This window comes from Methylobacterium sp. JK268 (assembly GCF_054052225.1).
The window spans coordinates 1-20065 of record NZ_JBSVZN010000044.1 but is presented as its reverse complement, the minus strand read 5'-3'; the positions used below and the strand labels follow the sequence as shown (position 1 = coordinate 20065).

The following is a 20065-nucleotide window of genomic DNA, read 5'->3' as shown; positions in this document are numbered from 1 at the left end:
GCCCCTGCGGGGGTGTCGGGGTCCGGAGCGGAGTCCGCTCCGGTCGGGCGGCCGGTCAGGCCGCCGCGTCGAGGGTTGGGGCGGAGATCTCGTTGAGGGCGGCGACGAGGCCGCTGCGGTCGAACTTCGCGACGAAATCCGCGATGCCGAGGGAGCGGGCGCGCTCGATCACCTCGGGGGTCACGCTCGCGGCGAGCGCGATCACCGGCAGGTCGGCGACCCGGGTCCCGGTCCGGCGCAGCACCTCGATCATGTCGAAGCCGGAACGGCCCGGCATGTCGAGGTCGGTGACCACGATGTCGATCGGGGTCTCGCCGCCCAGGATGGTCAGGGCCTCCTCGGCGCTCGCCGCCGCCGTGACCCGGTAGCCCGCCGCCTTCAGGACGGGGGTGAGCATCTCGCGGAAGAAGCTCGAGTCGTCGACGAGGAGGAGCTGCGGGACGCGGGTCTCCTTGCGCCGCGGCGCCCGCGCCCAGTCGTCGTGGGCGAGCGGCAGGTAGTGGGCGATGTTGACGATCTCCGTGGCGCGCCCGCGCACCACCGCCGAGCCGATGAGGTCGGAGCGGTCCGCGGCGAGCTCCACGTCGAGCACCTCGTCGACGATGTCGACGATCTCGTCGACCGCGAGCCCCATCGAGCGCTCGCCGTCCGAGAACACCACCAGCGCCTGGGCGCCCTCGCGGCGCAGCACCTGGTCGGGATCCACCGGCACCAGCGGCATGAGCCGGCCCCGGTACTGGATGAGCGGACGCCCGCCCACCCACTCGACCTTCTCGGCCTCGACCTCCTCGAGGCGCGTGACGAGGGAGAGCGGGACGGCCTTGAGCGCGTCGCCGCCGCCCTTGAAGACGAGGAGCGTCACGGTCTGATCGGCGGCGGCGGCCTCCTCGACCTCCGCATCCCCCTCGCCCGGCTGGCCGGTCGCGGTGCCCGAGCCCACCATGCGGGCGACGCCGTTCGGGTCGATGATCAGGACGACCGCGCCGTCGCCCAGGATCGTGTTGCCCGAGAAGAGCGGGATGTGCCGCAGCTTCGTCGACATCGGCTTCACGACGATCTCTTCCGTGTGGAAGACGCCGTCGACCAGGATGCCGAAGCGCTGGCGCCCGACCTGACTCACCACCACGAAGCCCTCGTCCGAGGAAGCCGTGGAGGACGTCTTGTCGAGGCCGAGCATGCCGGCGATCGGCACGATCGGCAGCAGACGGTCGCGCAGGCGCAGCACCGGCGAGCCGTTGATGCGCTCGACCTGGTGGTCGCTGCCCGGCTGCACCCGGACCAGTTCCAGCACCGAGACCTGCGGGATCGCGAAGCGGTGGTCGCGGGCCGACACGATCAGCGCCGCGACGATCGCCAGCGTCAGCGGGATCTTGATCGTGAAGGTGGTGCCCTGGCCGTACTGGGTGCGGATGTCGACGGTGCCGCCGATCAGCTCGATGTTGGTCTTGACGACGTCCATGCCGACGCCGCGGCCGGAGACGGAGGTGATCGCCTTGGCGGTCGAGAAGCCGGCGTGGAAGATGAACTTCGCCACCTGCCCGTCGTTCATGCGCTCGACTTCGGCCTCGGTGGCGATGCCGCGCTCCACCGCCTTGCGGCGGATGGTGTTGAGGTCGAGGCCCTTGCCGTCGTCGGCGATCTCGATCGTGATCGTGCCGCCCTCGTGGAAGGCGTTGAGGCGGATCGTGCCCTTCTCGGGCTTGCCCGCGGCCTTGCGCTCGGCCGCCGACTCGATGCCGTGGTCGGCCGAGTTGCGCACCATGTGGGTGAGCGGGTCCTTGATGACCTCCAGCACCTGACGGTCGAGTTCCGTCTCGGCGCCCTGCATCACCAGGTCGATCTTCTTGCCGAGTTCTGACGAGAGGTCGCGCACCACCCGCGGCAGCTTCTGCCACGCGGAGCCGATCGGCTGCATGCGGGTCTTCATGACCCCTTCCTGCAGCTCGGCGGTGACGTTCGAGAGCCGCTGCAGCGGCACCTTGTAGCTGTTGTCCTCCTGGCGCCGGGCGATCTCGAGCAGCTGGTTGCGGGTCAGCACCAGCTCCGAGACCATCGTCATCAGGTGCTCGAGGGTGTCGACGTTGACGCGGATCGTCTGGACCTTGCTGATCCCGCCGCCCTCGCCCTCGGCCGGCGCGTCGCCGCGGGGCGCCTTGGCGTCCGCCGCCGGCTTCGCCTCGGCGGCCGTCCGGGCCTCGGCCGGCGGCGCGGCGGGCTTGGCCTTCTCGGGCCCGGGCGCGTCGCGGAAGGCGCGCTCCAGGTCGTCGAGGCTGGCCTCGCCGGGCTTGAGCGCCCGCTCGAGGGTCTGCGCCACCAGCGTCCCCGTCGTGACCGCGGGCGCGGCCGCCGCCGGGGCCGGGCCGGGCGTGTCGCGGAAGGCGCGCTCTAGGTCGTCGAGGCTGACCTCGCCGGGCTTGAGTTCCCGCTCCAGGGTCTGCGGCACCAGGGAGCCGGTCGTCATCGGGACGGGCGCTGGCGCGGGCGGCGGCGGGGCGGCGGCCGGGATCTCGCCCTCGGACATCCGGTCGAGGGCCCCGATCAGGTCGTCGTCGGCGCCCTGGGGCTCGGCCGCGGTCCGCTCCAGCTCGGCGACGATGACCTTGATGCGGTCGAGGGTCTGCAGAATCAGCGTCACGGCCTCGGTCGTGACGGTCATCCCGTCCCGGAACTTGCCCATCAGCGTCTCGGCCGCGTGGGCCAGCGCCTCGAGGCGCGGCAGGCCGAGGAAGCCGCAGGTGCCCTTGATGGTGTGAACGAGCCGGAAAATATTGCGAAGGATCGTCTGGTTGTTCGGATCCTGCTCGAAGCGGACGAGTTCCAGGTCGACCGTGTCGAGGTGCTCGCCCGTCTCGGTCAGAAATTCACGCAGCAAATCGTCCATTTCCGCCACCCGCCGATCGTCGCAGGACGTCTCTGATTAGCGACCCTGACACCGGAGCGTTGATGATCCGTTTCCACAGTCGATCATTGTCGGGGCTTCGCCGTGAACCGCATGACGAGCCGCGAAGCGGCTGGGTCGCGGCGCGGCGCTCCCGCAGCAGCCGCAAGTCACTGCCAAACAGATGCTTTTCATCGACCCGAGGCGACTGTCGACACCCTCTCGGCCGAACCGTCGGACTAGTCCGTCAGGCGGACGAGCCGAAACATCCATTGATGAACGATAGGTGGCCATGATGGCGTGGCAGCTTTTCCTCAAGGGAAGAGCGCGCCGCGGCGCCGATCCCTCCGGGAGAGCCGGCCTCTTCCTGTGCGGCCGCACGGCTCCCCTTGGACAACCCCGGGGCTCCTAGGATTCCGCCTCGGTCTCCGGAGGATGCTGTTTCGACGCCGGCCGAGTCCGGTCCGGCTCCCGCGGGTTTCTCCTCTCCCCGCATGCGCACGGCTACCGGGGACATGACGTAACGGGAGCCTCTCCGATCTCGTCCAGCCAGGCGATGGCAAACCACAGCATCAGCCCCGGACCATGGCGATCAATCCACGTCCTCATGCTGAGGTGCGACCAAGCGGAGCCTCGACGCACCCCGGGACAGTGTATCCAAGGCACTCTTCGCTCGGAACTCCCGTCGAGGCTGCTGCGCAGCATCTCAGCACGGGGGGTTGCGTCCGCCATCTCCGCACGGATGATCGTCCGGCTCCCGAGATCCGTGCACGCGGTAGGCCCGGTGGGTGAGAGGAGACATGACTCACATCGGGCCCGACGTCCCGGTGCCGCCGCCGGGCGAGGGTTCTCGTCCGCCGCGACCGGGACGGCGGCTCAGGCCTCCGCGGTCGGCTCGGCGCGGATCGTCACCGTGTCGCCGTCGATCGACAGGCCGACCGTCATCGCGGCGGCCCGCGCCACGAGGCCCGCGTAGTAGGGCTGAACCCCGTGCGCGTCGACGGTGCCGCTCTCCGGCGCGCCGGCCAGCAGGCCCTCCAGGTGGGGCGGGATGCGCGCGTGCGAGCCCCGGCAGGTCAGCACGAAGACCGGCGCCTCGGCCTCGCCCGTCACCGCGACGTCGATCGTGCCGCCGCGGGGCACCGTGGTGACCGCGATCACCACGAGGTTGAGCAGGAGCTTGACCTTGTTCTTGGGGAACAGCGCGCGCGGCGCGCTCCAGCTCAGCTTCGTCTTCTCGTCCGAGAACAGGCCGCGCGCCACGCCCTCCGCGTCGGCGAGGTCGATGGTCGCCCCGGCCGAGCCCGCCGCCCCGAAGGCGATCCGGGCGAATTGCAGCCGGGCCGAGGCCTGCTTGGCGCTCTTGCGGATCAGGTCGATGGCGAAGTCGCGCATCCCCGCGTCGTCCTCGTCCTCCAGCACCTCCAGGCCGTTCACGATGGCGCCGACCGGGCTGATGACGTCGTGGCAGACGCGCGAGCAGAGCAGTGCCGAGAGGTCGAGGGCGTCGAGGGTGACGGTGATCATCTGGGACTCCGGGGGCCCTGTCCGGGGAGCGTCGGCGCCGGGGTCGCCGGCCGGCGAGCGGCACGGATAGCCGTCCGGCGCGGATTTGGGAAGCGCGCGGGTGCCCCCCTAGAGGCTGTTATGGCCCGTAGGCAGGTGTTGTGCTTGTCCAGGGTTGGGCGCCGGGCAGGAGCCGGCTGCAGCCGGTAGCGGGGCTACCGGCAAGGCCGGCGACGCACCCGGCGCTCAACCCTGGACAGCCCGCAGGGTCGCGTGAGCGACGGAATCCGCGGCGTCGGCCAGGTGAGGCAAGGCAACCAGCCTTGCCTCACCTGACCTCCTGGCGGGCTGGACGTCGCTGACGCGACACAACACCTGTCTACGGTCCATAACAGCCTCTAGTGGCGGTAGGCCATCCGGAAGCCGCCCCAGTGGCGGCCGCGCACGCGGATGGGAGCGTCGAGCTCCTTCATCGGAATGCTGCGTCCGCCGCCCATGTCGCGCAGGTAGGATTGCACCAGCACCGGAGCCGTCGACCGGGCCGCCATCAGGCCCGCCCGGTCGTCGAAGATGCGCCGGTTTCGGCAATGGGCGGCGTTCCAGACCGGATCGTCCGGCCGCTGCGGCAGCGAGTACTGCGCGTTGTGGACCGGCAGGTAGCCGTTGCGGTCGACCGCCGCGCAGAAGGTCATGCGCGGGTCGGCCGCCAGCAGCCGCTCCTGGATCGGCGCGAGCACCGCCTCCAGCACCGGCACCGCGTCGGTGAGGTATTGCGGCGGATTGCTGCCGAGCACCGGCCGGTAGGCCGTGTCGAACAGGGCGGCCTCGCTCAGGGCGCCGCGGTCGAGCGCCGCCTCCATCACCGCGGCGATCTCCGCGGCGGCGTCGCGGACCCGGGCGACCAGGACGGCGTTCTCGGCCTCCAGGGCCTCCGTCACGGCGCGGACGCGCTCGGCGTGACCCGGCGGCTCCGCCGCGACGCTGAGATGCAGCCCGAGGACGCTCGTCGCGACGACCCGCGCGGGAACGCGGCCGAACTCCGCCGTCTCCACCTCGACCGACGCGCCGACCGGCGGCGGCGCTCCCTCGGGCGCCGAGACCAGGAAGCCGCCGCGGCTCACGTCGATGGTCCGGGTCTCCCGGCGCTCCGCGCCGAGGCGCAGCGTCGCCGGCAGCGCGACGGGCAGGCGGGGCTCGCGGCGCCGATCGCCCAGGGCGTTGCCCCGCAGCACGACCCGGAACCGTCCGACCAGCCGGTCGACGCTGTGCGAGGAGGCGTCGGCGACGTGGCGAATCGCGGCGGCGGACCGCGCCTCGGCGTCGATCGAGGCGGCGTTGTCCACCACCTGCGCGACGAAGGCCGCCACCGCCTCGGCCGATCGCGTGAGTTCCGCCGTCGAGGCGTTCTGCTCGTCCACCGCGGTGACGACCTCGACGAAGCGCGGTCCGACCTGCTGCACGAGGCCCATCGCGTCCGCGACGACGGCGGCCGAGTCCCGGGCCTCGGTCTGCAGGCGCCCGATCGAGCAGCGGATCCGCTCGGCCGCGGAGGCGGTCTGGGCGGCGAGGAGGCGCACCTCGTCGGCCACCACGGCGAAGCCGCCGCCCTGCGCCCCGGCCCGCCCGGCCTCGATCTTGGCGTTCAGCGCCAGCAGGTTCGTCTGCCGGGTGATCGACGCGATCAGGTCGATCACCGTCCCGATCTCGACGGTGCAGGCCTCGACCTGCTCGATCCGCGCCTTCGTGCGCGTCACCGCCTCGCCCACCCGGTCGAGCAGGGCGCCGGCGGCGTGGATCTGCGCGCTGATGCTGTCGGACGTGTCCGAGAGTTCCTGCGCCGCCCGCGCCACCAGGCCGGCGGTGCCGTTGGCCGCCTCGGTCTCGTCGACGAGGCGGCTGGTGCGGGCGGAGATGCCGGTGAGGGAGGCCTGCGCCTCCGCCACGGCCCTCCCGATCTCCGCGGAGGTCTGCTTGGCCGAGCCGACGAGCGCGTGCAGGTCCTGCTCGATCTGGTCGATCAGCCCCGCCTCGGCGGCGGGGCGGATGGCGGGTGCCGGAGGAGCGACGGGGGCGGGAGTGGCGGGAGCGGCAGGCTCGGCCGCCAGCGCGGTCGCGCGACGCAGACGTAGCATGATCGGTTTCCAATCCCTTGGCGCCGGCCGCCCAGTCGGGCCGGCCAGTCTCGAAGCCACGCGATTCTGCCAGATCAAGGATAATACTCTCCTAATGTCGAGAGATTCATCTTGACGTGACTTGCATTAATCTGTCGAATTTTTCTGCCGTTCGGAGAACTGCGCCCCAGGGACTAAACCGATACGGTCAAACCAGGGCGAGGCCGGGACCGGGTGGATTAACCCGGCCCTCCGCCGGTGCCCGCCCGGCGGCCGGGGCCGCACCGGAACGACGGTCGGTGATCGACAAATCCGCGCCTGCGGGGCATGACAGATCCATGTCCGTGGAGATCACCCAAGACCGGGTTCCGGATGCCGCCGAGCGCGACGCGGTCGCGGCCATCCTCGCCGAGATCGCCTGCGCCGCCGGTCTCGTCCTGCGCCGGCACGAGACGGGCCACTGCCCGCACCGGTTCAAGCAGGACGGCTCGCCGACCTCGGTGGCCGACCTGGAGGCGGAGGCCCTCATCGTCGCGGCGCTGCGGGAGCGCTGGCCGGACATGCCCGTCATCGCCGAGGAGACGGCCAGCACGGCGGCGGCGGCGCGGCTGTTCTTCCTGGTCGACCCGCTCGACGGCACTCGCGACTTCCTGCGCGGCACCGGCGAGTACAGCGTCAACATCGCCCTCGTCGCCGACGGCCGCCCGGTCGCGGCGGCCCTGTCAGCCCCCGCCCTCGGTCGCGTCTGGAGCGCGGGCGCGAGCGCCGTCGAGGCGCCGATCGTCGAGGGACGGCCCGGCCGGGCCTCCCCGATCGCGGTGCGGCCGACCCCGCCGGAGGGAATGACCGCCCTCGTCAGCCGCCTCCACGCGGCGAAGGGGGACGAGACCTGCCTGTCCGGGCTGCCGGTCGGGTTCCGCCGGCCGGCCTCCTCGGCCCTGAAGTTCGGCCTCATCGCGGCGGGCGACGCGGATCTCTACGTGCGCTCGGGCCCGACCATGGAGTGGGACACGGCGGCGGGCGACCACATCCTCACTCAGGCCGGCGGCTGCGTCGTCGATCCCCACGGACGGCCCTTCCGGTACGGCCGCACGAGCGGTCGCTACCTCAACGGCCCCTTCGCGGCGCTCGGCGACCCGGCCTATGCGGGCCGCGTCGTCCTGCCGGCCGCCTGAGGGGTCACGGCGCGAGGCGCTCGCGCAGGGCCGGCCAGCGCGCCTCCGCGGCGGCCAGGAGGGCGGCATCGGCTGCCGCGCGCCGCGCCGGGCTGCGGAACAGGTAGAGGCGCTCGCGCGGGCGCAGCGGCAGCAGCGGGTCGGCCTCGACGAGGCGCCCCTCCGCCACGCCGGCCGGGTCGTAGCCGCCGAGGCGCGGCGCGTAGGCCTCCGGGTCGCGCAGGAAGGCGGCGCGGTTGGCCGGGCCGCAGAACCGCCAGGAGAGCCCGGACCACGCGCCCTCGCACGCCGCCAGGCCGGGACGCGGCCCACCCGCCAGCGCGTAGCTCACCGGGTCGTAGCCGTCGAGGGCGAGGCCCGAGAGCGGATCGACCGCGAACAGCGCCGGCAGCGGCGCGGAGGCGCGCGCCGGGGCGGCGAGAACCAGGGCCGGCCCCAGCGACAGGAGGCCGCGCCGCGTTAACGCGATGTTGTCCATATCCCGCGCATCCTAGCGGCCCGACCGGCGCCGGACGGGTGCGCCCCGGGGCGCCCCGCCCGCCTTGTGTCCTTGGTCCCGCTCGGCCCGGCACCGGGCCGCAGCCTAAGCCCGGGTGCCTAACACATGCTCCTCGCTTCCTCCGTTCCCGGCCGCCGGCGCCTCAGCCGCAGGACCCTCCTGTGCGCGGCCCTCGCCGGCGCCGCCACCCTCCTGCACGGCCCCGCCCCCGCGCTCGCGCAGCCCGAGCCGAGCCCGGAGACCTTCGACACCCGCGAGATCATCGATTCGGGGCACCGCTTCTTCGGCGCCACCTCCCGGGGGATCGCGCTCACCGTGCAGGAGGCCGCCCGGCGCTGGGGCGAGCCCAACGGCTACATCCTGGGCCAGGAGGCCTCCGGGGCGGTGATCGGCGGCGTGCGCTACGGCGAGGGCACGCTCTACACCCGCAATGCCGGGCAGCGGCGGGTGTTCTGGCAGGGTCCTTCCCTCGGCTTCGACGTCGGCGGCGACGGCGCCCGCACCATGATGCTGATCTACAACCTGCCCGCCGTGCGCGGCCTATACCGCCGCTTCGTGGGCCTCGACGGCTCGGCCTACGTGGTCGGCGGCGTCGGCATGTCGGCCGCGACCGCCGACAACATCGTGGTCGTCCCGATCCGCACCGGGGTCGGGGCGCGGTTCGGGATCAACATCGGCTACCTGAAATTCACCGATCAGCCGACCTGGAACCCGTTCTGATCTGCCGCATTGCCGAGGTTCGACGGAGCGGGGCACCGGGACTTGGGCCGCAGGACTGGTCCCGCCCGCGCTCCCGTGGCAGGGTCCGATCGACCTTGACCCCAAGGCGCGTGCCGGATTGAGAGTGATGCCCGCGTGATCGAATCGCTGATGATCTTCGCGCTGGGTGCGCTGAGCGCGGCCCTGTGCGCCCTGCTGGTGCTGCCCGCCCTCAACGCGCGGGCCGAGCGCCTCGCCCGGCGCAGGCTCGAGACCCTGTTCCCGATGTCCATCGCCGAACTCACGGCGGAGAAGGACCACCTGCGGGCCGAGTTCGCCGTGATGCAGCGCCAGCTCGAGCGCAAGGTCGAGGAGGCGCGGGAGGAGCGGCGCGCCGAGATGGAGGAGATGGGGCGGCGCGCGGTGCGCATCGGCGCGCTCGCGGCGGAGCTGGAGCAGCGCGACGCGCGCCTGGAGGCCCTGGAGCGCGACTTCGCGGCGGTGCGGGCGCGCCTCGCCTCCGCCGAGACCGAGCGCGACGAGCTGCGCCTCGCCCGCGCGGCCGCCGAGGAGGCGCTGCGGGCCCTCGAAGGCCCCCACCAGCACGCGCTCGCCGAACTGGAGGCGACGCGGGCGGCCCTCGACGCGGCGCGGCGCGGGCTCACGGAGGCGGAGACCGCCCGCGACCTCGCGGAGGCGCAGGCCCGGGAGGCGCGCGAGCGCCTCGCCGGGATCGGCGAGAGCGTGGCGGCGGATGCCCGCGACCAGATCCAGGCGCTGGAGGACGCGCTGGCCGACCTCACGACCCGCCACATCGCCGTCGAGCGGGAGCTCGCCGCGCTGCGCCCCGCCCACGCGGCGGCCCTCGAAGGCCTCGCGGGGACCCGCCGGGCCCTGGCCGAGGCCCGCGCGCCCGCGCCGAACGAACGGGTCGCCGCCGAGAACGCGGCCCTCGAACGGCGGATCGCCGAGGTGGCGGATGCCCTGATGGCCCAGGCGCGCCCGCCCGGTGCGCGGCCCGAGCCGCGGCTTCCCGCCGCGACGCCGCTCTCCTCCGGGGCGGCGGCCCGCACGGCCGGCTGAGGCCCGCAGCGCGACCCTTCCGCAGAGAACGGTTGCCGCACCGCCCGTTGTCGCACCGCGGCGACGGTCCGCCCGCGCCCGGCGCAAGACCCGGCGGGCGCAGGCGCGGCATGCGGACCGGCCGGCCCTCCGGGCTTGTCAGCGGACCCGTTTCGGGTCATGTCCGCCCCTCTCCTCACAAGCTGCGAGGCTCAACGCCATGACGGTCAAGTCGACGTCGTTCGCCCTCTTGTTCGCCGGCGCCTCGCTGATCGCCGGGCCGGCCATGGCGCAGCGGGACGATCCGACCCTCAAGAAATACTGCACCGGAGATTATCTCACCTATTGTGGCAATCTTCCTCCCGAGAGCCCCGAAGTGGATCGCTGCTTCGAGAAGAACATGAAGAAGATCTCGGCCAACTGCAAACGAGCGATCGACGCCTACGAAGAGGCTCACAAGCAGAGCAGCAGCAAGAACTGAGGCCCGCCAGGCCGGACCGGGCCCGTTCGGCCGGATTCGACCGCTCCGATCTCAGGCCGAGGCCTCCTCGCGGGAGGCCGACTGGAGCGCCGCGGCGAGATCCTCGATCGTGAAGGGCTTGCGCAGGACGGTCTCGCCGGCGGCGGGAACGGGCCCGTCGCGCCCCTCGTCGCGGCCGTGGCCGGTGGCGAAGACGACCTTGAGGCCGGGCCGCCGCCGCCGCGCCTCCGCCGCCAGGGCCGGCCCGTCGAGCCCCGGCATGACCACGTCGGTGAACAGCACCGACACGTCCCGGTTGCTCTCCAGGGCGGCGAGGGCCGCCTCCCCGTCCGAGGCGGTGAGCGTCCGGTAGCCGAGTTCGCCGATGGACTCGGCACTGGCCCGCCGCACCAGGGCGTCGTCCTCCACCACCAGCACCGTGCGGGCCTTCGGTCGCTGCGCCGGCCCGGCGAGGCGCCCGCGCCCCGACCCCTCGACGGGGGCGCTGCCCTCGTAGACCGGCAGCACCAGCACCACCGCCGTGCCGCGGCCGGGCGCGCTGTCGATCCGCACCCGCCCGCCGGACTGCGTGACGAAGCCGTAGACCTGGCTGAGGCCGAGCCCGGTGCCGCGGCCCTGCGGCTTCGTGGTGAAGAAGGGTTCGAAGGCCCGGGCCACCACCTCCGGCGGCATGCCGGTTCCGGTGTCGCGCACCGTGACGGCGACGGCGGGACGGCCCTCCTCGCTCCCGTCGGGAGCGGTTTCCAGGGTCAGGCGCCCGCCGCCCGGCATGGCGTCGCGGGCATTCACCGCGAGGTTGAGGATCGCGTTCTCGAGCTGGTTCTGGTCGACGAAGATCGGCGGCACGCCGACCGCGAGCCGGGTCTCCACCGTCACGGTCTCGCCGAGGGTGCGGCGCAGGAGATCGACCATGCCGGTGATCAGCCGGTTCGGGTCGGTGGGGCGCGGCTCCAGGGGCTGCTGGCGGGCGAAGGCGAGCAGGCGGTGGGTGAGCTTCGCCGCCCGGTCCGCCCCGTCGAGGGCGCCCTCGATGAAGCGGCCGACATCGGTCTCGCCCCGGGCCAGGCGCCGCTGCAGCACCTCCAGCGAGCCGGTGATCACGGCGAGCAGGTTGTTGAAGTCGTGGGCGATGCCCCCGGTGAGTTGGCCCACCGCCTCCATCTTCTGCGACTGGCGCAGCTGCTCCTCGGCGGCGGCGCGCTGCGCCGTCTCGCGGGTGAGGCTCGCCAGCGCCTCCTCCTCCGCCCGGGCGCGGCGCAGGGCGAGCCAGGCCATCAGCACCAGGGTCAGCGCCGAGGCGGTGGCGACCGCCCCGTAGAGCTGCAGGTTCTCGTACCAGCGCTCCTCGGCGACCCGGGTCTCGACCCCGAAGGCGACGTTCACCGGGTAATCCCCGACCCGCCGCCACGCCAGGCGCTCCTCCGCGTGGCCGGTCGGTGCGGCGGTGACGAAGCCGCCCTGCGGCCGGGCGTGGATCGCCCGCATCAGCGCGTCGCCGGCGGGCAGCCGCGGCTCCGCCCCGACGCGCTCCGGCTCGCGCACCAGCACCGCCCCGTCGGCGCGCAGGAGCAGCGCCTCGTGGGCGGTGGGCGCCGCCACCGCGGCGTAGAAGCGGGCGAAGTAGCTCGTGCCGAGCGCGATCACGATGACGCCGTCGAAGCGGCCGTCGTCGGTGGAGCGCCGCCGGCTCACCGCGAAGGTCTCCTGTTTGCCCTCGCGCAGGGAGGGGCCGACATAGATGCCGATGTCCCGGGTGCGGTGGACAGCGAAGATGTCCCGGGTCGCGAGCGGGGTGCCGACGTCGCCCTGCCGGCTGCTCGCCCGCACCACCCCCTCCGCATCCAGCACCCACACCGCCACCGCCTGGGAGAGCGGCGCCTTCAGGGTCGCCAGGAAGGCGCTGGTCGCGGGGGCGCCGATCTGGGACCAGGGCCGGTCGAACACGTAGTCGTCGACCCGGTCCATTGCGAGTTCGGCGGTGTCGAACACCTTCGAAGCGTGCTCGTGCATCACCGCGGCGGTGCGCTGGACCGCGCTGTCGGCCTCGCGCAGCACCTCGGTCCGGTTCCACCACGCGGCCCCGACGAGGACCACGCACGGAATCAGAAAGGCCGCGGCGACCAGCAACTGATGCAGGCGGACCGTCGAGAGGCTCACAGATCTCCCTCTCCGGAGCGACGTCGGGCGGACGCGCGCGATGTCGAAGCTTAACCGTTTGGCAACACGAAGGCGAGCGGCGTGTTGGCACGCCTCGGCCTCGGAAACGGGGATGCGCGGGCTCGCCTCGCCGCCGCGCCGCCGCTATGGTGCGGCGGCCACGCTTCGGATCCCGCATGTCCCCGTCCCGTCTCCTCCTCGTCCTCGGACTGGTCGCCCTCTGCGCGGCCTGCGGCCGGCGCGGGCCCCTGGAAGCGCCCCACGCGGCGGCCCCCGCGCCGAGCCGCCCGGCCGCGGCGGCAAGCGCCTCCGCGACCGCCTCGGAGGACGAGGATCCGACCCTGCCGGCGGTCCCGGACACGCCGGGCGTCGCGCAGCCCTCGGCCCAATCCAGCGGCAACGCCCGCAAGCGCTACACCATCCCGCCCGGGCCCTTCCCGCTCGACCCGCTGCTGTGACCGCGCGGGGTCCCGCGGTGCGGCCGGCCGCGGCGCCCGGGCCCGACGCGTTTCCCCTCAACCTCAAAATGCTCTAGGCGGGCAGCCCACCCAACCGTCGAGGCCCGCGATGCACCACTTCGCCTACCGGAACGGCACGCTCCACGCGGAGGAGGTCGACCTCGCGGCGCTCGCCGAGGCGGTCGGCACGCCGTTCTACTGCTACTCCTCCGCGACCCTGGAACGGCACTACCGGGTGTTCGCCGAGGCCTTCGCGCCGGACGACCCGCTCGTCTGCTACGCCATGAAGGCGAACTCGAACCAGGCGGTGATCGCGACGCTGGCCCGGCTCGGGGCGGGCATGGACATCGTGTCGGAGGGCGAGCTGCGGCGGGCGCTCGCGGCCGGCGTGCCGGCCGAGCGCATCGTCTTCTCCGGGGTCGCCAAGACCCGCGAGGAGATGGCGGCGGCGCTCTCCGCGGGCATCCTCTGCTTCAACGTCGAGAGCGAGCCCGAACTCCAGGCCCTCTCCGAGGTGGCGCAGGCGCTCGGCCGCACGGCCCCGATCTCGATCCGCATCAACCCCGACGTCGACGCGCGCACCCACGCCAAGATCTCGACGGGCAAGTCGGAGAACAAGTTCGGCATCCCGATCGCCCGGGCGCGGGAGGTCTACGCCCACGCGGCGGCCCTGCCCGGCCTCGTGGTCTCCGGCGTCGACATGCATATCGGCAGCCAGATCACCGACCTGGCGCCCTACGACAACGCCGCGGCGCTCCTCGCCGAACTCGCCCGCGACCTGATCGCGGCGGGCCACCGGCTGCACCACATCGATCTCGGCGGCGGCCTCGGCATTCCCTACCGGGACGACAACGCGCCGCCCCCCGACCCTGCCGCCTTCGCGGCCGTGATCCGTCCGCACCTGAAGCCGCTCGGCCTGCGGCCGGTCTTCGAGATCGGCCGGATGATCGCCGGCAATGCCGGCATCCTCGTGACCCGGGTCGTCTACGTGAAGGAGGGCGAGGGCCGCACCTTCGTGATCGTCGATGCGGGGATGAACGACCTGATCCGTCCGACGCTCTACGAGGCCTACCACGCCCTGCGCCCGGTGCGGCAGCCCGGCCCGGACGCGCCGCGCCTCACCGCCGACGTGGTCGGCCCGGTCTGCGAGAGCGGCGACTACCTCGCGCTCGGCCGCGAGATGCCCGCCGTGGCGGCGGGCGACCTCATCGCCGTGATGAGCGCGGGCGCCTACGGGGCGGTCCAGGCGGGCACCTACAACACCCGCCGGCTCGTGCCGGAGGTGCTGGTGCGCGGGTCCGACCACGCGGTGGTGCGCCCGCGCCCGAGCTATGAGGCGCTGATCGCCCTCGACCGCGTCCCGGAGTGGCTGGGCGCGTAGCGAGCCCGGCCGGGCGGCGAGGGCGGATGAGGGCAGACGGTGTCGTCCGCCTCCGACCGGCCACCCCACCGGCGCGAAGTGGTGACGCACGATTGAAACGCGGCCGCGTGTTTCAATCGGAACAACCGCCGACCATTCCGCCCTCGAAAACTTTGGCAATGATTGTACCGCCCCCTCGCGGGCTGCGGTGATTATTTCTCTGTTAACGATTTACTTTACAGTATGTGGCGTCGAGACGCTTACGGCGGCCCAGTCATGACCATACGCAAGAAGATATTCCTTCTCCTGGCAGGCACGCTGCTGCTGTTCGCAGCGACCCTTTGCCTCGAAATGATGTTCATCAGGACCACGATGATGGAGGACCGCAGGTCGCTGGTGCGCAATCAGGTCGAGGCGGCGCACAGTATCGTGACGGCGCTGGCGGGCCAGGCCGCGGCGGGGACGCTGTCCGTCGACGAGGCGAAGCGGCGGGCGGCCGACGCCCTGCGGGCCATCCGCTTCAACGGCGGGGACTACGTGTTCGTCTACGGCAGCACGCAGGGCGATCTCGGGCGCAACGTCGTCCACCCCAATCCCAAGATCGAGGGCACCCGGACCTACGACGACGAGAAGATCAAGACCACCTTCGTCGGGACGATGATCGAGCGGGGGCAGCGGGGCGGCGGCTTCACCGAGTACAACTGGCCGCGCCTGGGTCAGTCCGAGGCGGCCCCGAAGATCGGCTACTCGCTCGCCTTCGAACCCTGGCAATGGGTGATCAGCTCGGCGCTCTACGTCGACGACATCCAGGCGGCGTTCCGCGCCAAGCTCCTTGAGACGCTGCTCTGGACGATCCCGCTCCTCCTCGCGGTTGTGACCGGCGGCCTGATGACGGCCCGCAGCATCACCGGGCCGCTCGCCACGTTCACGGCCGCCCTGCGCCAGCTTGCGGGCGGGACGATGGGCGTGGCGATCCCGGGGCTCGGCCGGCGCGACGAGATCGGCGAGATGGCCCAGGCGGCCCAGGTGTTCCGGGACGGCATGGTCCAGGCCCAGGCCCTCTCCGCCGAGCAGCTCGCCGAACAGGCGCGGCGCGGGGAGCGGGCCCGCTGGATCGAGGAGATGACGCGGTCGTTCGACCACAGCGCGGGGGCGCTCCTGGCGTCGGTCTCGTCATCGGCGGTCGGGATGCGGACGACCTGCCTCACCATGGCGGAGAGCGCCGCGGAGGCCGCGCAGCGGGCGGGATCGGCGGCGAGCGCCGCGCAGCAGGCCTCGGCCAACGTCCAGACCGTCGCCGCCGCCACCGAGGAACTCACCGCTTCGATCGCCGAGATCGGGACGCAGGTCGCGAAGTCGACCGCGATCGTCGGCGAGGCCGTCGCCGAGGCCGACCGGACCGACCATCAGATCCAGGGACTCGCGACCACGGCCGAGCGCATCGGCGCGGTGGTGCGGATGATCTCGGAGATCGCCGAACAGACGAACCTGCTGGCGCTGAACGCCACCATCGAGGCGGCCCGCGCCGGCGAGGCGGGGCGGGGCTTCGCGGTCGTGGCCGCCGAGGTCAAGGAACTCGCGGGGCAGACCGCGCGGGCGACCGAGGAGATCACCACGCAGATCGGCGCCATCCAGCGCGAGACGACGGTGGCGGTCGGGGCGGTGCAGTCGATCGGCCGATCCGTGAGGGCCGTCGACGACATCTCGACCGCGATCGCGGCGGCGATGGAGCAGCAGCGAGTCGCGACCGACGACATCTCGCGCAACATCGACGAGGCGTCCCAGGGCACGGGCGAGGTGAGCCGGAACATCGCCTCGGCCTCGGGGGCGACCGCCGAGACCCGCCGCGCCGCCGCCGCCGTCACCGAGGCGGCCAAGGCCGTCGGGCAGAGCGCCGACGCCCTGCGCGCCGAGGTGGAGCGCTTCCTCGTCGAGGTGCGGGCCGCCTGAGCGCGGCGCGCGCTCCCGCTCCGCTCGCCGGGCGGGGACGGGGCGTGCGAGGATCCGGGTCCTCCGTAGCGGGCCGCCCCGGGGCGGGTCGGACGCTGCGATCGCGAAACCCTGCGATCGCTAAAATGCGACGGATCGGCGAAACGGCGCCGCGACGGGCACGGTGCCAGGGTGCGCGGGTCGGTTCCCGAGTGCCCGCCATGTCCCAGCCCCGCCCCCTCACCCTGCGTGCCGAAGCCATTGTTGCCCGGGCGCGCCGCCTCGCGGAGGACCACCACGTGGTCCTGGCGGCCGTGCGCGCCGCCCTGCAGGAGGGCGCCCCGGCGGAGCCCGCACGCAAGCGGATGCCTGAGCGGATTTGACCCGCTGGCCCCCGCCCGGCCGCGTGCTAGCCTCTCCTTTCGTCCGGCGAGGGAGGTTCGGCGGGCCGATCTGAGCGGGAGCAGCCGATGAGCGAGGCCGGGCCGGACAGGACGGAGATCCCCTCCGACGAGCAGGCCCTGCGCGCCGGCCTCGACCGGCTGGTCCTGCGGGCCTCCCGCGTCACCGCCTGGGAGCGGGCTTGGCCGATCCTGTGGCGGGGCCTCGCGGTCGTCCTCCTGTTCCTCGCCGCCTCGTGGCTCGGCCTCTGGCTCGACGCCGCGCCCGCCTGGCGCATGGCCGGCGTCGCGGCGGTCCTGGTCGCCCTCCTCCTCGCCCTCTCCCCGCTCCTGCGCCTGCGTCCCCTCGGTCGGCCCGAGGCCCTGGCGCGGATCGACCGCGACGCGGGCCTGCGCCACGGGCCGGCCCGCGCGCTGGAGGACACGCTCGCGATCGGGCAGCAGGATCCGGCCACCCGGGTGCTGTGGGACCTGCACCGCCGCCGCGCCGCCCGGACGCTCGACCGGCTCAAGGTCTCCGGGCCGCGGCCCGGGATGGTGCGGCGCGATCCCTACGCCCTGCGGGCGGGGGCGCTCCTGGCGGCCGTGGCGGGGGCCTTCGTGGCCGGGCCGGAAGCGGGCGAGCGCGTCGCCGCGGCCTTCGACTGGCGCGGCCCGCCCGCCGCGGCCCCGGCCTTCCGCATCGACGGCTGGATCGACCCGCCCCTCTACACCCGGCTGCCGCCGCTGATCGTGGCGATCGCCGAGGCGGACCAGCACCTGCGGGCGCCCGTCAACTCCACCCTGGTGATCCGCATCGCCGGGGCGGCGGACGCCACGGTGACGCCGGGCAGCGGGCTCAAGCCGGTGCCGGCGGCCGGGCCGCAGAAGCCAGAGCTGCGCGAGGAGCGCTTCACCCTCGCGGGCGGCACCGCCGACCTCGCGGTCGGGACCGGGCTCGGCCGCGGCCACCGCCTCACCGTCGAGACGATCCCCGACAAGCCGCCTGAGATCGCCTTCGCGGGTCCCCCCGAGGCGAACGGCCGCGGCACCTTCACGATCACCTACCGGGCGAAGGACGATTACGGCATCGCCGCCGCCGAGGGCGCGGTCGAGCCGCTGACCCGCGGGCGCAGCCTCGTGCCGCCGCCCAAGCTCGCGCTCAGCCTGCCGGCGGAGGCGCAGGGCGGCGGCGACACCCGCTCGCTCGTCGATCTCACCGACAATCCCTGGGCGGGCGCCCGGGTGCGTCTGACCCTCGTCGCCCGGGACGAGGCCGGCCAGGAGGGCCGCAGCGAGACCCTGACCACGCTCCTGCCGGGGCGGGTCTTCACCCAGCCCCTCGCCCGCGCGCTCGCCGAGGAGCGCCGCCGCCTCGTGCTGGAGCCGGATGCCGGCCGCGCGCGCGTCCTCACCTCCCTCGAGGCGCTTCTGATCGCGCCCGAGCGCTTCACCCCGCAATGGGGCGTGTTCCTGGGCCTCAAGGAGGCGGTCCGGCGGCTCACCGCCGCCAAGGCGGACGAGGACCTCGTCGCCGTCGCCGACCTCCTCTGGGCCATCGCCCTGCAGATCGAGGAGGGCGACCTCTCCGACGCCGAGAAGGCCCTGCGGGCCGCCCAGGACCGGCTGAAGGAGGCGATCGACCGCGGCGCCACCGACGAGGAGATCCGCAAGCTCTCGGAGGACCTGAAGGCGGCGATGGACCGCTTCCTCCAGGAATTCGCCCAGCGCCAGCAGAAGGACCAGCAATCCGGCGACCCGAGCCGCCAGCAGCAGGCCGACCGCACCGTCACGCCCGACGACCTCAACCGCATGCTCCAGCAGATGCAGGAGGCCATGAAGCGCGGCGACGTGGCCGAGGCGCAGCGCCTGCTCGACCAGCTCCGGGGCATCCTGGAGAACCTGCAGATGGCGCAGCCCGGCTCGCGGATGTCCGACCCGGCCACCCGCGAGATGAACCGGTCGATGCAGGAACTGGAGAACATGGCCCGCGAGCAGCAGGGCCTGCGCGACGAGACCTTCCGCCAGGGCCAGGAGCGCCGCTTCGGCCGGAACGACCCGCAGGGCGGCCAGCCGGGCCAGCAGCCCGGGGACCGGCGCCAGCAGCAGGGCCAGCAGCGCGGCAGGCAGGGGCAGCCCCAGGGCGGTCAGCAGCCGGGCGGCCAGCCGCCGGGCGAGGGCCAGCAGAAGGGCCAGCCCGGCCAGGGCGGGCTCGGCGACCGTCAGCAGGCCCTGCGCCAGCGGCTGCAGGACCTCCAGCAGCGCATGAAGGAACTCGGCATGCAGGGCGAGCAGGGCCTCGCGGATGCCGAGCAGGCCATGCGCGAGGCCGAGCAATCCCTCGGCCAGGGCCAGGAGGGCAGCGCCGTCGACGCGCAGGGCCGCGCCCTCGAAGGGCTGCAGCGCGGCACGCAGGGCATGGCCCAGCAGATGCAGCAGATGGGCCAGGAGGGGCAGAACGAGCAGCCCGGCGAGGGCCAGCAGGGCAACGGCCAGCCCGGCCAGCAGGGCCGCCAGGGCTCGCGCGACAGCGACCCCCTCGGCCGCCCGACCCGCAGCCGCGACTACCAGAACGGCAACGTGCGCGTGCCGACCGCGGACGAGTCCGGCGTCGAGCGCGCCCGCCGCATCCTGGAGGAGCTGCGCCGCAAGCTCGGCGACCCCAACCGCGCCCGGGAGGAGCTCGACTATTTCGAGCGGCTGCTCAAGCGCAACTGACGGATCGCGGCGGGGCCGGCCTCGCCGCCCGACGCCCGCATCCCCATCTCCCGGACGCGCGCCGCGTGCGGCTCACCGCGCGCGCTGATCGCCGCGCCCTTCACGCCACGGACCCCCCATGTCTGCCGACACCCTCGTCCTGATCGCCTGCCTCGCCGTCGCCGTGGTGCTGCTCTTCGGCCTCGCCAACATGCTGCGCGGCGGCAGCGCCAATCTCTCGCAGCGGCTGATGCGGCTGCGCGTGATCCTCCAGTTCGTCGCCATCCTGGTGATCATGGGGGTGGTCTGGTGGCGGGGCGCCTGAGGGCGCCCACGATTGGCGCGGGGAACCCCTTTCCGGTGGAGAACAGAGGAGGTGGCTGCGCGCCCCTCCCTCCCCCGCAGAGGCTTGCGGATTCACACTTCGGGTGGTGCGCATGCCCTCTCCCCGCGTGCGGGGAGAGGGCCGCGACGACCTCGTCGTCGGCGCGGCGAGGCGGCAGCCGAAGGTGAGGGGGCGACGCAGGATGAGGCTCTTCCAGAACCGCCCCCTTGTATCTGGAAGCCGGCCCTTTTGGATGATGTGATGAGGGCTGCGCGGGGACCGGCGGCCGCCGGTCCCCGCGCGTGGCGGACGGCTCCCGCGCCCCCTCTGGCTGCAACCGCTGGTGAG

At 73.4% G+C, this 20065-nt stretch carries 15 protein-coding genes; 10 read left to right on the top strand and 5 right to left on the bottom strand.

The genetic code is table 11. The features are described 5' to 3' along the window. Positions 1-55 precede the first annotated feature (55 nt). The 3 genes from ACW9J6_RS31575 to ACW9J6_RS31565 all read right to left on the bottom strand — a co-directional run bounded on the left by ACW9J6_RS31575 (position 56) and on the right by ACW9J6_RS31565 (position 6516). The gene (locus ACW9J6_RS31575; RefSeq protein ID WP_457120283.1) at positions 56-2881 is read right to left on the bottom strand and encodes a hybrid sensor histidine kinase/response regulator; all 2826 of its coding nucleotides are present in this window, start codon (positions 2879-2881) and stop codon (positions 56-58) included. Between the two features lie 873 nt (positions 2882-3754). Continuing rightward, positions 3755-4405 (bottom strand): histidine phosphotransferase ChpT, encoded by a 651-nt coding sequence (chpT, locus tag ACW9J6_RS31570; protein WP_457120282.1) that lies wholly within the window; start codon positions 4403-4405, stop codon positions 3755-3757. 377 nt (positions 4406-4782) lie between these two features. After that, a complete protein-coding gene (locus tag ACW9J6_RS31565; RefSeq protein WP_457120281.1) occupies positions 4783-6516 on the bottom strand; it encodes a methyl-accepting chemotaxis protein in 1734 nt (577 codons plus the stop codon). A gap of 317 nt (positions 6517-6833) precedes the next feature. On the opposite strand from ACW9J6_RS31565, the gene ACW9J6_RS31560 reads away from it, so the two are divergent. Then, entirely contained in the window at positions 6834-7670 is an 837-nt protein-coding gene (locus ACW9J6_RS31560) for a 3'(2'),5'-bisphosphate nucleotidase CysQ family protein (RefSeq protein WP_457120280.1), read from the top strand. Between the two features lie 4 nt (positions 7671-7674). Here the strand turns inward: ACW9J6_RS31560 and ACW9J6_RS31555 are convergent, their stop codons facing one another. Continuing rightward, positions 7675-8148: a hypothetical protein gene (locus tag ACW9J6_RS31555; protein ID WP_457120279.1), complete on the bottom strand. Its 474-nt coding sequence runs from the start codon at positions 8146-8148 to the stop codon at positions 7675-7677. Positions 8149-8274: 126 nt separating this feature from the next. Here ACW9J6_RS31555 and ACW9J6_RS31550 point away from each other — a divergent pair, with 126 nt between their 5' ends. From ACW9J6_RS31550 to ACW9J6_RS31540, 3 genes are all read left to right on the top strand, one after another. Beyond that, a complete protein-coding gene (locus ACW9J6_RS31550) occupies positions 8275-8889 on the top strand; it encodes a DUF1134 domain-containing protein (RefSeq protein ID WP_457120278.1) in 615 nt (204 codons plus the stop codon). A gap of 135 nt (positions 8890-9024) precedes the next feature. Beyond that, positions 9025-9951 (top strand): hypothetical protein, encoded by a 927-nt coding sequence (locus ACW9J6_RS31545; protein WP_457120277.1) that lies wholly within the window; start codon positions 9025-9027, stop codon positions 9949-9951. A 199-nt stretch (positions 9952-10150) separates the two neighbouring features. Next, entirely contained in the window at positions 10151-10411 is a 261-nt protein-coding gene (locus ACW9J6_RS31540; protein WP_457120276.1) for a 3',5'-cyclic-nucleotide phosphodiesterase, read from the top strand. 51 nt (positions 10412-10462) lie between these two features. Here ACW9J6_RS31540 and ACW9J6_RS31535 read toward each other — a convergent pair whose 3' ends face one another. Next, positions 10463-12568, bottom strand: a complete 2106-nt coding sequence (locus tag ACW9J6_RS31535; RefSeq protein ID WP_457120275.1) for an ATP-binding protein — start codon at positions 12566-12568, stop codon at positions 10463-10465. Positions 12569-12744: 176 nt separating this feature from the next. Between ACW9J6_RS31535 and ACW9J6_RS31530 the strand changes: the two genes are divergently transcribed. From ACW9J6_RS31530 to ACW9J6_RS31505, 6 genes are all read left to right on the top strand, one after another. Next, a complete protein-coding gene (locus ACW9J6_RS31530; protein ID WP_457120274.1) occupies positions 12745-13026 on the top strand; it encodes a lipoprotein in 282 nt (93 codons plus the stop codon). Positions 13027-13135: 109 nt separating this feature from the next. After that, positions 13136-14407, top strand: coding sequence for a diaminopimelate decarboxylase (gene lysA, locus ACW9J6_RS31525; protein ID WP_457120273.1), 1272 nt, complete (start codon positions 13136-13138; stop codon positions 14405-14407). 255 nt (positions 14408-14662) lie between these two features. Next, on the top strand, positions 14663-16336 hold the full coding sequence (locus tag ACW9J6_RS31520; protein WP_457120272.1) for a methyl-accepting chemotaxis protein: 1674 nt from the start codon (positions 14663-14665) through the stop codon (positions 16334-16336). 200 nt (positions 16337-16536) lie between these two features. Continuing rightward, positions 16537-16698, top strand: coding sequence for a hypothetical protein (locus ACW9J6_RS31515; protein ID WP_457120271.1), 162 nt, complete (start codon positions 16537-16539; stop codon positions 16696-16698). Positions 16699-16785: 87 nt separating this feature from the next. Further along, positions 16786-19413, top strand: a complete 2628-nt coding sequence (locus ACW9J6_RS31510; RefSeq protein ID WP_457120270.1) for a TIGR02302 family protein — start codon at positions 16786-16788, stop codon at positions 19411-19413. Positions 19414-19531: 118 nt separating this feature from the next. After that, positions 19532-19717, top strand: a complete 186-nt coding sequence (locus ACW9J6_RS31505; protein WP_457120269.1) for a twin transmembrane helix small protein — start codon at positions 19532-19534, stop codon at positions 19715-19717. Positions 19718-20065 lie beyond the last annotated feature (348 nt).